The organism is Chryseolinea sp. T2, assembly GCF_037203685.1.
In the GTDB taxonomy this organism is placed as follows: domain Bacteria; phylum Bacteroidota; class Bacteroidia; order Cytophagales; family Cyclobacteriaceae; genus Chryseolinea.
The window spans coordinates 103,106-119,328 of the sequence record NZ_JBBCAU010000005.1 but is presented as its reverse complement, the minus strand read 5'-3'; the positions used below and the strand labels follow the sequence as shown (position 1 = coordinate 119,328).

The window sequence follows — 16,223 nt, the reverse complement described above, 5'->3', positions numbered from 1 at the left end:
TGACGCAATTCACGCTTGCCAGCGTCCATAGTGCCGACGATATGAGTTAAGCACCTTCAAAGTGGAATGATTTTAGTCATTCGTATAACATCAGAAATTTAAATGGTGATGCATGCGAGGACGGCAAAATTCCCTTGATGAAATACTTACTCCTTTTTTGAGTCATTTCCAGCAAGATAAATTTGCAAGGCACGAAGTGTATGACAGACCGCCGCTGCGTTCTGAGCTCTTCAGCCTGGATCAAATGGACGGCCATGCGCAGCAGCTGGCAAAGGCACATCAGCTGTCGGAAAAAGACTCTCCGGAATTGTTGCTGAAGCGACTATCAGAAAATGAACAGACATTATTCGAGGTCGCCAACCTGTTACACATTGCAGTACGCGAGAAGCAGGGTATAACACCGGCTGGAGAATGGTTACTGGACAACTTCTATCTCATTGAAGAGCAGGTAAACATTGGAAAAAAATATCTTCCAAAGAAATACAGTAAAGGCTTACCCCGACTCGCAACCGGACCGTCCGCTGGCTATCCACGTGTATACGATATAGCTATTCAAATCATATCACATAGCGACGGTCGTGTCGACCTGAACATACTGACAAGTTTTATCAATGCTTATCAGAAGGTGAACTACCTCACCATTGGGGAGCTGTGGGCAATTCCTATCATGCTCAGGCTTGCCCTGATTGAGAATCTCAGTCGGGTCGCAGCGCGTATTGCTGTGGATCGGAAAGACGCTGACCTTGCAGATCAATGGGGCGAAAGAGTTGTTAAAACAGCCGAGGAAAGTTCTAAAGACCTCGTATTGGTGATAGCCGACATGGCGCGCTCCAATCCTCCCATGGTGAGTGCGTTTGTTGCCGAATTTACAAGAAAACTCCAATGGAAGGGACTGGATTTTAATCTTCCGCTTACCTGGATTGAACAACACCTCGCTGAATCATCCACGTCAATTAATCAATTGGTGCTGGCAGAAAATACCAAACAGGCAGCCGATCAGTTGTCAGTCAGCAATAGTATTAATAGCCTTCGGTTCCTTGCAAAAATGGATTGGAGGGAATTTGTCGAGGAATTGAGCGTTGTAGAGCGCCTGCTAAGAGAAGATCCGGCTGGAGTATATGCGAAGATGGACTTTCACACTCGTGACCAGTACCGGCATGCCGTTGAGAAGATCTCCAAGCAAAGTAAAGCTCCTGAGAATAAGGTTGCTGAGTTTGCCTTAGACGCTGCACGAAACGCAGGAGACGACGTACGAAGCGAAGCACTTGCGAGGCAAACGCACATAGGCTACTGGTTGATTGGTCCAGGATGTAAAACGATAGAGCGCCGCGCCGGCATCAAACTGAAGTTCAGTGAATCTATCTATCAGTTTTTCCGGGGGCGTGTCCGAGGCATGTATGGCTTATTGATGATTATCATCAGTGCAACAACAGCAATTCTGCTCACCTATCATACCTGGAAGTTGCACGGTGTGACCTGGCCGACGATCCTGGTTGGATTGCTATCAATAGTTGCCGCAAGTCATTTTGCCATTGCTATTGTCAACTGGTGGGCTACACTTTTTGTAAAACCCAGGTCACTCCCGAAGCTAGACTTTTCCAAAGGCATTCCGGAGGAACATAAAGCGTTGGTGGTCGTGCCGACGATGCTCGACAGTACTTCCCAGGCGCAGGAATTAGTTGATGATCTCGAAGTACGCTTCCTCGCTAATCGCGATCCCAATCTCTTCTTTGTTTTGTTAACCGATCTCAAGGACGCCGACAAAGAAACGCTGCCCGGTGATGTGGAGTTAATAGAATCTGCCCGAAGGGCAATCGTAAGGCTTAACCAAAAGTATCCGCTTCCCGGTTCCGACCGGTTTTTCCTGCTACACCGTCCGCGCCATTGGAACGTGACGGAAAGAAAGTGGATGGGCTATGAACGTAAACGAGGCAAACTAAGTGATCTCAACAGGCTTCTGCTCGGACATGACCTCGATAGGTTCAGTGTCATTAGCGGTGCTGTTGGTGTACTACAGGGAATCCGATATGTCATCACCCTGGATACCGATACACAATTGCCACACGACAGTGCATCAAAACTCGTGGGCCTTATGGCTCACCCGCTCAACCGCCCGGCATACGATGAGCGGAAACGACTCATCGTCGAGGGATATGGAATAGTACAGCCTAGAATTGCTCTCAGTCTGCATGGCGCTACTTTCTCCCGATATACGCGAATGCATGAAAATGATTCGGGCATTGATCCATACACGAGGATCACGTCGGATGTATATCAGGATGTATTTAACGAAGGATCATTTATTGGCAAAGGTATTTACGACGTTGAAGCGTTTGAGCGTGTTCTTAGCGGACGATTTCCCGAAAACCGTATTCTAAGTCACGACTTGCTGGAAGGATCATATGCCCGATGTGGCTATGCCAGTGACATCCAGTTATATGAATCTTATCCATCGCGCTATTCGGCAGATGTCGCGCGCCGACACAGGTGGATCAGAGGTGATTGGCAAATTGGCAATTGGTCATTGCCCTGGGCCATTGCTGCCGATAAGCGCCTGCACAGAAATCCAATTTCATTTCTGTCCCGCTGGAAGATTTTTGACAACCTTCGAAGGAGTGTTGTTCCAATTGCACTCCTGGCACTGATCCTTCTGGCGTGGACCGTATTAAGAGAGCCGCTTTTGTGGACCATTTGCATTACGGCTATTATCATGCTTCCGCCATTCCTCATGTCGATATGGCACGCATTGAACAAACCGCCTGAAATAGATCGCTCACAGCATTTGAGGAATACGTTAAGCGGCGCTTCCAAGGGAATTCAACAATCTGCATTCACGCTTATTTGTCTGCCCTATGAAGCGTTTTACAGCGCCGATGCAATCATACGTACGCTCTGGCGTGTCCATTTCAGTCGCCGTAATCTGCTTGAATGGAATCCATCCGGCTTTATGAAGACGGACAAGGCAGGGCCACTGAGTAGCTATACGCAGATGTGGTTTTCACCAGCGTTGTCAGTATTCACCACGATATTTCTTATTGTCGCAAGACCCGAAGCTCTTATTATGGCGGCGCCAATCCTGATCGCATGGATGGTATCGCCATTAATCATATGGTGGCTGAGCAAGCCTCTTCCATCGTCACGGTCGCAAATAGATTCAAAGCAACATCAGTACCTGCGCACGCTTGCCAGAAGGACATGGGCATTTTTTGTTGACCTGGTCGGGCCAGGCGACAACTGGTTGCCTCCTGATAATCTTCAACAGTATCCTATTCCTGTTGTTGCGCACCGCACATCACCCACCAACATAGGACTGTCACTGCTGGCAAACCTTACCGCTTATGATTTCGGATACATCACTTCTGAGACCGTGATTAACCGTACGTCGGCCACGTTATCTACTCTGGAAAAGATGGAAAGATACCAGGGCCACTTCTACAATTGGTATGACACGCAAACTCTGCAGACTCTTTATCCGCGATACATATCAACAGTTGACAGTGGAAATCTGGCAGGCCACCTGCTCACTCTTCGCCAGGGTCTTCTCGAACTCATCCACAGTCCTTTCATACCTAACAATGCAGTCGAAGGTTTATTCGATACATTGCTCATTGCAGAGGAGAGTTTCCGCGCGCGTAATCCAAGACTTAATCAACTGACGTCCTCTTTCTTACAACGCAAGCCAACTATCCCACACCGGTTAGAAGATCTCCATGAATTCCTTACGGGTTTGAAAGTTGAACTTGCTAATGCGAACCAGGACATCGCTGCCGATGACCTCACTGCCGACGCGCGTTATTGGCTGGGGCTGCTTAACAATCAGGTCGATTTGATTTTAACTGCAATTGAGTCGATGACGCCATGGATTTCTGCAGGTACCGTACCAGCAGCTCTTATGACGAGACACGCTCATGGCATTCCAACCCTGTGGGACCTGTCGCAAATAGACAAGGAGTCGCACGGTAATACTTCCGAAAACAACACAATTGACAAGGAAGAGATTGCACCCGTTTTGGAACAACCATCCGCGACCCTGGTCGAAGTTGGTCAACGCGCACGCAACCTGGTGGCTACACTACATCAGCTGGCTGACAGGTGCTTTGAATTTTCCGACATGGAATACGGCTTTCTCTATGACAAATCTCAACGCCTGCTCGCAATTGGATTCAACGTTGATACGCACGTTCGGGACTCCAGCTTTTATGATTTGTTAGCCTCCGAAGCAAGGTTAGCGAACTTTGTTGCTATCGCTCAAAACAAAGTACCCCAGGAAAGTTGGTTTGCCCTGGGACGCAGACTCACTACTTCCGACAAGACACCAGTACTGTTGTCATGGAGTGGTTCCATGTTTGAGTACCTGATGCCGCTGCTCGTTATGCCAACATATGATCGAACGTTACTCGACGAAACGTATAAGGGCACCGTTAGCAGGCAGATTGAATATGCACGGCACAGTGGTATTCCCTGGGGAATTTCTGAGTCGTGCTATAATATTGTAGACTCCAGCCTTATCTATCAGTACAGAGCCTTTGGTGTACCTGGCCTTGGATTTAAGCGGGGACTTGGACTTGACCTAGTCATTGCCCCTTACGCCACTGTGCTTGCATTGATGGTCGATCCGAAGGCAGCGACTCTAAACCTGATGAAGCTCAGAAGTTCCGGCTTTGAAGGCAAATATGGATTCTTTGAAGCCATTGATTTTACACCTTCACGTCTTCCACGCGGTCAATCTCAGGTATTGATTCAAACCTTTATGGCCCATCATCAGGGTATGAGTTTACTGTCGCTGGCCTATCTCCTGCTTGACCAACCAATGCAACGACGATTTGAGGCCGATGTTCAATTCCAAACCTCGCTTCTTCTCTTGCAGGAGCAAGTGCCTAAAACCGTTGGACATTACACGGCGTCCACCGAGATGGAAGATATCACCCCCGTACCGCCTCATGCCATGATTCGGGTTGTACAAACTCCGAATACTTCGACGCCGGAGGTTCAACTGCTATCGAATGGAAGGTATCATGTTATGCTCACCAATTCAGGTGCTGGTTACAGTCGCTGGCGAGAGCTTGCAGTAACCCGCTGGCGTGAAGACAGTACAACGGATTCACTGGGTACGTTCTGTTACATTCGCGACCTTGAAAATGGCAAGCTCTGGTCAAATACTTTCCAACCTACGTTAGCGGATCCTGAACAGTACTCTGCTATTTTCTCTCAGGGACGAGTGGAATTCAGACGGAGTGAAAACAATTTTGAAACTTATACCGAGGTGATTGTGTCACCTGAGGACGATATCGAGATCCGACGAATTCACCTGACGAATCGAACCCGCAGCAAACGGCATATAGAATTCACTAGTTACTCTGAAGCCGTGCTGGCTCCTCAGATGGCGGATGCGCTGCATCCTGCATTTAGCAATCTTTTTGTACAGACTGAGATCCTGACGGCGCAGCACGCTATTGTCTGTACCCGCAGGTCGCGTTCAAAAGACGAAACTCCTCCATGGATGTTTCACGCTATGAAAGTGACGAGCCTGAACACTCCTTCTACATCATACGAAACCGATCGCTATGGCTTTGTGGGCCGTGGCTATTCATCAGCTAATCCTCGCGCAATTCAGGTTAGTGAGCCATTGAGTGGAACTCAGGGTCCGGTGCTTGATCCAATAGTTTCCGTACAACACCGGGTTATTGTTGAACCCGAAGAAACTATTATTGTCGACCTGATTATGGGTGCTGCTATTGCACGTAATGAATGCCAGCACCTTATCGATAAGTATCAGGATCGCCATCTCAGAGATCGCGCGTTCGAACTCTCGTGGACGCATAGCCAGGTCGTGCTAAGGCAGATCAATGCAAATGAAGAGGAGGCCGAGCTATACGCTCGCCTTGCCGGCTCGGTTATCTACGCGAATCCGGCCCTGAGGGCTTCACCATCCGTATTGATGAAGAATCAAAGGGGACAATCGGCACTGTGGAGTTATTCTATTTCCGGCGATCTTCCAATTGTATTATTGGAAGTTTCAGACAGCGCGAACATTGCGCTTGTCAAGCAGTTAATACAAGCTCAGGCATATTGGCACCTGAAGGGTCTTGCGGTCGATCTGGTTATACTAAACCAGGATGCCAGCGGATACCGACAGGTGTTGCAGGATCAGATTCAAAGCCTCATCGCTGCTGGCTTTGGTATGAACACGCAGGACAAACAGGGACGTATCTTCGTTCGACCGATGGATCAGGTATCGGCTGAAGACGTAATACTTTTAAAGGCCGTCGCGCGGGTTGTACTATCAGACAGCCGGGGCACCCTTGCCGATCAGATTAATCGACGTGCACCGGGCAAACAAACAGTGCCTTACATCACGACGCTGCAACAACACATACCCGTTGCGATAAGCCTGCCTCAGGTAGAATTAAAGTTCTTTAATGGCATTGGCGGCTTTTCGGAAGACGGTAACGAATACATCATTCAATACAATGGTTCAGAGCGCACGCCGTTGCCATGGATAAATGTCATTGCCAATCCAAACATTGGCTGCATAGCCTCAGAAAGTGGTATGTCATATACCTGGTGTGAGAATGCTCATTCATTCAGGCTGACGCCCTGGAACAACGATCCGGTTACTGATAAAAGCGGAGAAGCGCTGTATATTCGGGATGAAGAGTCGGGCGAATACTGGTCCGCGACGCCGCTCCCGTGCCGCAAAACTATTCCTTTCATCACACGGCACGGATTCGGATACACGACATATGAGCACGCGTACGACGGTCTCATCATCAGCGTTACTGTATTTGTCGACCTCGAGGCGCCAATCCGATTTCTATCCGTTCGCATTCAGAATCATTCGGGGCGGCCTCGTACGTTGTCGGTTACACAGTACCTGGAGTGGGTGCTCGCCGATTTGCGATCCAGAAGTTCTGCACATATTATTACTGAACTCGATACTTCAACGGGCGCCCTATTGGCCAGGAATGCTTACAACCTCGAATTTCCAAATCGTACCGCCTTTCTTGACGTCGATGATCCACAGTATGAATATACCAGCGACCGCGCCGAGTTTATCGGCATCAACGGCACTCTTGAACGTCCCGATGCCATGCGCAAGACACGCCTGTCTGGAAAGGCTGGCGCAGGATTCGACCCCTGTACTGCGCTGCGTGTAACCGTAGAGTTGGCCACCGATGGCTCACGGGAGATTGTGTTTAGGCTCGGGGCAGGCAAGGATCGGTTTGAAGCAACTCACCTTGTTAAGAATTATCGGGGTGCGCGCAATGCCCAACAGAGCCTTGAAAAAGTAAAACAATTCTGGAGAAATAGCCTGGGGGTCGTGAAGGTCAACACGCCAGATCCTTCTATAGACATCCTCACCAATGGCTGGCTGCAATATCAGGTAATGGCATGCCGACTTTGGGGAAGAAGTGGCTACTACCAATCTGGCGGTGCCTTCGGATTCCGCGATCAGCTTCAGGACGTACTCGCCCTGCTCAACGCACAACCGGAATTGGCAAAGAACCAGATCCTTCTCGCTGCATCGCGGCAGTTCCTGGAAGGTGATGTTCAGCACTGGTGGCACCCTCCTATTGGTCGCGGCGTGAGAACAATGTGCTCCGATGACTTCATCTGGCTGCCCTATGTAACGTCGGCATATGTTTCTACCACCGGCGACATTGACATCCTTAATGAGACCGTGCCGTTTCTCGAAGGCAGGCCATTGAATAACATGGAAGAGTCTTACTACGATCTTCCTGTCATATCTGAAAAGCGTGCCTCGCTGTATGAGCACTGCAAGCGCGCCATACAGCACGGCCTGCGCTTTGGAGATCATGGTCTTCCCTTCATAGGTTCCGGAGACTGGAACGACGGAATGAACATGGTCGGCATACACGGACACGGAGAAAGTGTATGGCTCGCGTTCTTCCTCTACGACGTGTTGATTCGCTTCATTCCTTTGGCCAAAGACCACGATGAAACGTTTGCCTCTTTATGTGAATCAAGCGCCGTCGAACTTAAACGCAACATCAACTTAAACGCATGGGATGGAGAATGGTATCGTCGCGCCTACTTCGACGATGGAACACCGCTTGGCTCAGCCTCAAATGACGAATGTCGGATCGACTCGATCTCGCAGAGCTGGTCGGTGATTTCGGGGGCAGGTGATCCCGACCGTTCACGACAAGCAATGCAGGCTGTGAACCGGCACCTCGTAAATCGCGACAAAGGGTTACTCCAGTTGCTCGACCCGCCATTTGACAAATCTGTTCTTGATCCCGGGTATATCAAAGGATACGTTCCTGGCGTACGTGAAAACGGTGGACAATACACTCACGCTGCCGTTTGGATGATCATGGCCTTTGCCAAACTTGGCGATGCAGCGCGGACGTGGGAGCTTCTAACCCTTATCAATCCTATAAATCACGGACGCAAGCCAGGGGAAATCAATGTTTACAAAGTTGAACCTTATGTGATGGCCGCTGATGTATATGGAGTACATCCCCACACCGGCCGTGGCGGTTGGACCTGGTACACTGGATCAGCCGGGTGGATGTATCAACTCATTGTATCTTCTCTGCTGGGAATACGACGCGAAGGCGACAAATTATGGCTGACGCCTGTGACCCCACCATCCTGGAACGAGTTTAGTATCGACTACCGATGGGGCGGATCTACATATAGAATCCGCGCAAGGCGCACGGAGGACACCGAAACGGTACGGCTAGACGGCAGGAACCTTGACAACAATTATATCACACTGGTTGACGACGGCGCCACCCATGATGTGGAGATTGCCTATCAGCTGCCTCATCAACGGGATCACGCTGCATTGACAACAGGACACTAGGCTACTTTCGATCGAATTTTTCAATCCACCGGTTTGCCTCACGCTGCTTGTCGATAGCACCGCTTTTCTGTTGGCTTACCAGGAACGGATTCGCGGGTCCTTTCGAAGTGAGGTGGTAGCCACCGCACATGTCGCAACGGTAGATGGCTACGGGACCTTCTCCTGGCTGAAATTTCTGGCTACCCTGCAGGTCAACGAGAGCTTGTTCTGCCTGTACCGCAGAATCAAATACGCGCTTTCGGGAAGCACAGGTTCTCATGCCTTTGATTTAATGTTATTGGCGAATCGTAAATGATACTGATGCAAAATTACCAACCTCTAGTAACTTGCGCCCAAATTTAACAATAAAGGTTTAGAGGTAACTCACTATGAAAAATGCAGAGATTCATACCAAGAAGGGAGTCATGAAGATTCGTTTCTTTGAAGAAGACGCGCCTAATACAGTAAAAAACTTCATCACTCTGGCCGAAAAAGGGTTCTACAATGGCCTCATTTTTCACCGGGTAATACCAAACTTTATGATTCAGGGTGGCTGTCCCGAAGGGACTGGAAGAGGTGGACCCGGCTATCACATCAACTGTGAGTTAACCGGAAAGAACCAGTTCCACGACCGGGGAGTGCTCTCCATGGCCCATGCCGGCAGAAACACCGGAGGGTCGCAGTTTTTTATATGCCATACGCGATCAACCACTGCCCATCTCGATAGGAACCACACGGTTTTTGGAAAAGTCTATGAAGGGCTCGATGTGATCGACGCAATTCGCGCGGGCGATGTGATGGAAAAGGTGATAATTACTGAGGAGGCCTGAAGGCATACAAGGACCTACCCCCCCCTGAAAACCGGGTCCCTGGCCGAGATTTTGTGAGGCAAACGTGTGTTTAAAATCTTACCTGTTGATGACACCAATCATCAATTGTGTTTGGAGCAGCGATGTACCTTGTGGTCGTTTAAAGCCTGAACCTGCGCTGGAACTATTCTGGCGCAGGATTTGGCAAAAACATCGATTGCAAAAAAATGAGCCCCAATATTCTTCGTTTATCAAAATGTGGTTTTCGTTCCAGGCTATAGCTCCGGAGCATCTGCATGGAAATTAGATTTGGATGCTGATTAATTTCTCAAATAGGGTCCTCTTAGGCTTGCTGCTCATCGCCGGGCTGTTCTTCATGGACCTTGTCTTCACGTGGGGCGATCTCGCTTATCTCCTGGCAGCAGTTTTCATCTTTACCACACCAGGAAAGTTCTTTCATGGGGTGATTCTCGGGCTTGTTACAAATGCTTTTATTATCCTCGGATACTTCGTGGTTGACTACCCGCCTTCGTCTGTTAATGACGAGATTACAATCAGAGTACTGCTGCTTTTCTCGGTTTCGCTTGCCGTAATAGCCAGAATCCGCAATAATCCATTCGAATCAGCTGAGGGACAGATCGTTATACTCGATTCAGCTATTGCAGAACGAGAGGAAGCACTGGCCAAGCTCACCCTAGCCTTAAAGGAACGGGAAGACGCACAGATGGCCAGGAATGAGGTAGAAAATGAGCTGCAGAAAGCAAGGCACCTTCATGAGGCCATGGCACACCACTTTCCCGACGGCGTAATTTGTGTTCTGGACCAGAACATGAGATATACGCTTGCCGATGGCCGCGGACTGGAAGCACTGGGACTCAATAAGCAGGATGTAAAAGGTGAGTATGCAGCGATAAATGCCCAGCAGGAACTTAAGAGGGCATTTCAGGGAGAGGACGTTGCCTTTGAAACGGTCCTTAACCACGAGGTGTACACCGTAAACGCGGTACCAATCCCCGACGGAAAAGGTGACATCAATGAGATCCTGGTCGTGATTCGAAATATCACCGACCGAAAGAAGCTCGAAAACAATTTGCTGAAAGCGCTGGACAAGGAAAAGGAACTTAACCTTCTCATGTCTCAGTTCGTCACAATGGCTTCGCATAAATTCCGCACTCCATTAAGTACAATACTATCGTCAGTGTTCCTGCTTGAAAACAACGTGGAGGCTGATGATCAGGAGCGCAAATCATATTTCGATAAAATCAAACGGGCAGTACACAACGTCACCGGATTGTTAAACGATTTCCTTTCCCTGGGCAAGCTCGAAGAGGGAAAGGTAAAGGTCGCGTTCAGCGAGACGGAGATAAAGTCATTCTTCCAGGAGTTTCTTCAGGAGGTTGGATCGATCAAGAAAGCGAAACAAAGAATCAATTTCACGTACGACGGCGTCGCCTGCACGGTGATGACAGATCAGCTTCTTTTGAAAAACATTTTGATGAGCCTTTTATCGAATGCCATAGAGTATTCAGCCTTTGATGCTGAGATAGATCTGGCCGTCGAGCTAAAGCAGGACAATTTAAAAATCCGAGTGTCAGATCATGGTATTGGCATACCGGAAGAAGAGCAACACCAGGTATTCCGCAGATTCTACCGCGGACAGAACGCAAACAACATTGAAGGCACTGGATTAGGCTTGAACATTGCAAAGAAGTATATTCGCCTTTTAAAGGGTACCATAGAGTTCACCAGTCAGGTTAACAAGGGAACGACATTCATTGCCAATATTCCCGTGGTCACTCTTGACATTTTGGAGAAACAGGCCTGAGGCAACCTACCGCCGGGGTCTAAAAAGAAAAAAAAGAAGACCCTATGAAACCAACTATCCTCCTGATTGAAGATAACAAGGAGATGGCGGAAAATATTTGCAGCATCCTCAAACTCGCCCACTACAACGTATTGAGTGCACCGAATGGGAAGATCGGGGTTGAGATTGCTCAGCAGCAACATCCCGATTTGATTCTATGCGATGTCATGATGCCTGAACTTGACGGCTACGGCGTTCTGCATATTCTGAACAGTGATCCCGAAACGGCCAACATACCATTCATTTTCCTTACGGCAAAGGCCGATAAGAATGACTTGAGAACCGGCATGAACATGGGTGCCGACGACTATGTTACCAAACCTTTTGAAGGTCTTGATCTTTTGAAAGTTGTCGAGATCAGGCTTAAGAAGAGTCAGTTGCTGAAGGCAAGTAATAACTCAAGCAAGAACGACCTTTACGACGTAAATACGTTTTTCAATAAGGCACGGGAATTAAAAGAATTCCAAAAGCTTTCAGAGAATCGCCCTACTCGTCTGTTCAAGAAAAAAGAGTTCGTGTTCATGGAGGGGCAAACCCCTTCGGACCTTTATTTTATTGTTAGCGGCGAGGTAAAAACTTACAAGGTTAATTACGATGGAAAGGAATTAATCACAGGCATACATTCTGCCGGTGATTTCCTTGGTTATGTTCCATTGCTCGAAGAGAGACAGCACAACGAGAGCGCTGAAGTTCTTGAAGAGGCGGAAATTTCAATTATCCCCAAGCAGGATTTTCTGACCCTTATCTATTCCAGCAAAGATATGGCGAGGAAGTTCATCAAGATGCTTTCGAACAATCTGATCGAAGCAGAGAATCGTCTCCTTGACCTGGCTTATCAGTCTGTACGCCAGCGGGTAGCCGGTGCGTTGCTTAAGATCTACAATGAACATAACGTCCCCAACAAGAAAGAAATTATCACCATTGCGCGGAAAGACATATCGAATATGATTGGAACCGCCACCGAATCACTTAACAGAACACTTGCAGATTTTAAGGATGAGGGGCTGATCGAAATCACCGACGAAGGGATTAAGATTCTTGAAAAGGCCAAGCTTGAACATCTTTTGATGGCGTTTGCCAACAGAGTAATGAAGTACAAATAGGCCTGATCTGGCAAAATATCTTGACCCCGGCATCACTTCAGGAGATGGCCGGGGTTATTTTTTTTCATTTTTTCAGGAAAAACTTACACGGAATTCAGTGACTTAAGCGCCTTGAAAACGGCCTGTCAGGCGCATAAAACGCCATTTTTGACCCCGATGAGCAATGTTTTGCTATACGATGACGCAGGTCATGTAGCCAGAATGCACTACAAATTACTTTTATAGCATGTCAAGGCTTAATCTCGTTGATCATGGAAGATAAGTATTACTCGCGGGTCATAAAAATGATGGTATTTATCCTCGATTTCTACCTCATTTCACTTGCTTTTACAATCACCAAAAAGCTGGGGATTGAAGACGGTGTGCCTGATAACCAGGAGACCTCGTTCTTCCTCATTTTCAGTCTGATATGGGTGATCTCGGGATTTCTCACTGAGATTTACCGAATCAACAAGCTCACTTCATTCCGCACGATGGTGTGGAACCTTGCCGGTTCTATGCTTGTGCATTTCTGCTTGTTGATGCTTCTGCTCTACACTACTAATCTATATCAGATTCAAAACCTTTTCCTCCCGGTATTGTATGCGTCTTCATTTGCACTGTTCGTGTTGTCACGGATGGCATACAAGACAACCTGGAAATATTTCGAGTTCTCAGGGTTTGACCAGCGCAAGATCGTGATCGTGGGTGCTACGCATTCAGGCCGGGCGTTATATGAGTTTTTCGAATCTCATGACTTCGCACGCTATAACTTTAAAGGATATTTTGATAACAACCCTGATCCCCTGATCATTCACAAGGCCTTGATCAAAGGAAGGATTGCAGATCTGAAAGCATTCTGCCTCAAGGAATCAATCGATGAGATCTACTTCGCCCTGCCTCCGGGTAATGAAGAGCTCCTGGCTGATATCTCGAAATTCGCAGATGACAACTGTATTTACCTGCGCATTACACCCGACTTTGGCGACGTAGTGTCAGACAAGTACAACATGTTCATGCTCGATTCAATTCCGGTCCTCACTCCTCGCCGTGAACCACTTGGCATGGCCGTGAACGTATTCCTGAAGCGCCTTTTTGATATAGCGTTTTCATTGCTCGTGATCATGACGGTTTATCCGATCATTTTCCCGATAATAGCAATTGCCATTAAGTTGGATTCAAACGGACCTGTGTTCTTTAAGCAGCCACGTCAGGGCAAGAAGAACAAACTGTTCCTCTGCTGGAAGTTCCGCAGCATGTTTGTTCACGGAGCCTCTGAGCGTCAGGCCACTAAGAATGATCCACGCATCACACGCGTCGGAGCCTTCCTGCGCAAAACTAACCTGGACGAACTGCCGCAATTCATTAATGTCCTTTTAGGTGACATGTCAGTAGTTGGGCCGCGTCCACACATCAGCGCACAGACAGATATGTACAGCGAAGCAATCCGCAAGTACAAAGTTAGACACTTTGTTACCCCTGGAATCACTGGCTATGCCCAGGTGAACGGTTTCAGAGGCGAAACAAAAGAGGTGAGCCTGATGGAGAAGAGAGTTGAGTATGACGTGAGCTATATGGAAAATTGGAGCCTCGCTCTTGACGTCAAGATCATCTTCCTTACGGTTTGGAATATGGTGAAGGGAGAAAAGAGTGCCTATTAAGTAATTCATTGGTTTTAATCCTCTTATACAGTCGCCTTAATCGATACGATTAAGGCGACTTTCTTTTTATCTCCCCCCCAACGTTTGCTCCCCGGCATGAGGCGGTTCGACCAGGTCTGAGGTGGTTTTGAACAGGCATGACAAAGGATGAGGCAGTAAACTCAGAATACCAATGGCCCCTGCGATCGAAACCGCCATGACGATAATAGGTCCGGTTAGTGCAGTCATCCGAATGAGCGGAAGGAATCGAAATCTAATTGAGGTGAAATGCCAGAAGTTGGCGGCGGCAATTATTTAGGCACAACATAGACGGATAATAAGGGGACAACGAACAGACATTAAACGGAGCCTAAATAAACATCTGTATAAGGGCATTATAACACCTGTGTAAGCTCCGTATAACATCTTTATAATGTAGCTCCTGGTGGTGTTGAACTTACGTTATCGGCGGTACCAGGGATCGTTGACATTCCCAATAGTTACAAAAGGTGGAGGTTTGTGAGCAATTAATGCGCCAACAATAAATGCATTTTCCGATTATTAAATCGGTCTGTGAAGAGCCTCGGGTATGCTGAGGGACGTTGAAAGGAGTCTTACGTTGATCGCTCTTAAGGCTCATGGTAATCGAAAACAGAATGGCACCTGCCGGGGTAGACAGGTGCCACAAAGGAAGAAATGTCTCAGGAAACCGACCGCAACAACCCTAAGTCATATATAGTCGCGTGTTGCGGCGATTACAGTCGTTTTCCTGCCCAGTCGGCAACAGTTTTCCCAATCGCGAGGGATGACGTAGCAGCCGGCGAGGGTGCATTGCATACGTTAATAACCTGTTTGTCCTCCAGGATAAGAAAGTCGTCCAGAAGGCCTCCTGTGCGATCGCAGGCCTGAGCTCTCACCCCTGCCCCACCTTCGACAAGATCCTCTTCCCGGATATCAGGCATAAGCTTCTGCAGGGCCTTCGTAAAGGCCGCCTTTGAGAACGAGCGGTGCATTTCACCAAGACCGGTTCGCCAATATTTTGCGGCAACTTTGCGAAAACCAGGCCAGGCCAGTGTTTCGGCGAGTTCAGGCAGATTAACATCAGACTTCTTATAGCCCTCGCGCCGGAATGCAAGAACTGCGTTAGGTCCGCATTCCACACCGCCTCCGACCATGGTAGTAAAGTGAACACCGAGGAAAGGGAAGGCTGGATCAGGCACCGGATAGATCAGCGTCTTGCACAAATATTCCTTTTCCTTCCGAAGCTTGTAGTATTCCCCGCGGAAAGGAATGATCTTAAAATTAACATCCTTTAAAGTAAGCTTGGCGATCTTATCGGAATACAGACCAGCGCAGTTAACAACCAGCTTGCCCGTATAGCTGCCTTTTTGTGTAACGACTACAGCCTGACCGTTGCCAAGTTGAACATCAAGCACCTTTTCGCCAAGCTTTAAATGTCCGTCGTATTTTTGAAATAGCTCTGCATATTTTTCAGCAACAACACGGTAGTCAACAATACCGGTTTGAGGCACATGAATACCTGCGATGCTGGCAACATGGGGTTCGTACTCCTTCACCTGTGGGCCAGTGAGCATCTTGAGATTTGACAGGCCATTTGCCTGGCCCCGTTCAAATATGGTTTTCAGAGTAGGTAATTCACGCTCTTCCGTAGCAACGATAACCTTGCCACAGAGGTTAAAAGGCACCTCATTTTCCCGAAGGAAATCAAGCAGCATGTTGTATCCGTTGATGCAGTTCTTTGCCTTAAGGCTTCCGGGTTTATAATAAACACCCGAGTGAATTACGTTACTATTGTTACCCGTCTGGTGATTCGCGACGACGTTTTCCTTTTCAAGGACAACAACTTTTAGTTTAGGGCTCTGCTTCTTTAGCTGCAAGGCTGTCGCCAGGCCCACGGCACCGCCGCCGACTATAATTACATCGTATTGCACTTTCTCTTAATGATTAATGTGTTGTTCTGGCAACTTTAACAGGATGAACTTGGCTCCTTGCGTC

At 48.1% G+C, this 16,223-nt stretch carries 7 protein-coding genes; 5 read left to right on the top strand and 2 right to left on the bottom strand.

Annotation, left to right across the window (positions count from 1 at the left end; translation table 11 throughout):
• The first annotated feature begins 112 nt into the window (after positions 1 to 112).
• Positions 113 to 8,833: a GH36-type glycosyl hydrolase domain-containing protein gene (locus WBG78_RS17340; protein ID WP_337327725.1), complete on the top strand. Its 8,721-nt coding sequence runs from the start codon at positions 113 to 115 to the stop codon at positions 8,831 to 8,833.
• Position 8,834: 1 nt separating this feature from the next.
• Here WBG78_RS17340 and WBG78_RS17335 read toward each other — a convergent pair whose 3' ends face one another.
• Positions 8,835 to 9,092 (bottom strand): hypothetical protein, encoded by a 258-nt coding sequence (locus tag WBG78_RS17335; protein WP_337327724.1) that lies wholly within the window; start codon positions 9,090 to 9,092, stop codon positions 8,835 to 8,837.
• A gap of 109 nt (positions 9,093 to 9,201) precedes the next feature.
• Between WBG78_RS17335 and WBG78_RS17330 the strand changes: the two genes are divergently transcribed.
• The 4 genes from WBG78_RS17330 (at position 9,202) to WBG78_RS17315 (ending at position 14,228) form a co-directional block, all read left to right on the top strand.
• On the top strand, positions 9,202 to 9,642 hold the full coding sequence (locus WBG78_RS17330; protein WP_337327723.1) for a peptidylprolyl isomerase: 441 nt from the start codon (positions 9,202 to 9,204) through the stop codon (positions 9,640 to 9,642).
• A gap of 292 nt (positions 9,643 to 9,934) precedes the next feature.
• Positions 9,935 to 11,446 (top strand): sensor histidine kinase, encoded by a 1,512-nt coding sequence (locus WBG78_RS17325; protein WP_337327722.1) that lies wholly within the window; start codon positions 9,935 to 9,937, stop codon positions 11,444 to 11,446.
• A gap of 44 nt (positions 11,447 to 11,490) precedes the next feature.
• Positions 11,491 to 12,588: a response regulator gene (locus WBG78_RS17320; RefSeq protein WP_337327721.1), complete on the top strand. Its 1,098-nt coding sequence runs from the start codon at positions 11,491 to 11,493 to the stop codon at positions 12,586 to 12,588.
• 251 nt (positions 12,589 to 12,839) lie between these two features.
• Complete coding sequence (locus tag WBG78_RS17315) at positions 12,840 to 14,228, top strand: undecaprenyl-phosphate glucose phosphotransferase (protein ID WP_337327720.1); 1,389 nt, start codon at positions 12,840 to 12,842, stop codon at positions 14,226 to 14,228.
• A 734-nt stretch (positions 14,229 to 14,962) separates the two neighbouring features.
• Here WBG78_RS17315 and lhgO read toward each other — a convergent pair.
• The gene (gene lhgO, locus WBG78_RS17310) at positions 14,963 to 16,159 is read right to left on the bottom strand and encodes an L-2-hydroxyglutarate oxidase (RefSeq protein ID WP_337327719.1); all 1,197 of its coding nucleotides are present in this window, start codon (positions 16,157 to 16,159) and stop codon (positions 14,963 to 14,965) included.
• Positions 16,160 to 16,223 lie beyond the last annotated feature (64 nt).

Bases quoted from the DNA above. Each gene is read 5' to 3' on its own strand.
- WBG78_RS17315 (WP_337327720.1), top strand. From the start codon at position 12,840: ATGGAAGATAAGTATTACTCGCGGGTCATAAAAATGATGGTATTTATC.
- WBG78_RS17320 (WP_337327721.1), top strand. From the start codon at position 11,491: ATGAAACCAACTATCCTCCTGATTGAAGATAACAAGGAGATGGCGGAA.
- WBG78_RS17330 (WP_337327723.1), top strand. From the start codon at position 9,202: ATGAAAAATGCAGAGATTCATACCAAGAAGGGAGTCATGAAGATTCGT.
- WBG78_RS17335 (WP_337327724.1), bottom strand. From the start codon at position 9,092: ATGAGAACCTGTGCTTCCCGAAAGCGCGTATTTGATTCTGCGGTACAG.
- WBG78_RS17325 (WP_337327722.1), top strand. From the start codon at position 9,935: ATGCTGATTAATTTCTCAAATAGGGTCCTCTTAGGCTTGCTGCTCATC.
- WBG78_RS17340 (WP_337327725.1), top strand. From the start codon at position 113: ATGCGAGGACGGCAAAATTCCCTTGATGAAATACTTACTCCTTTTTTG.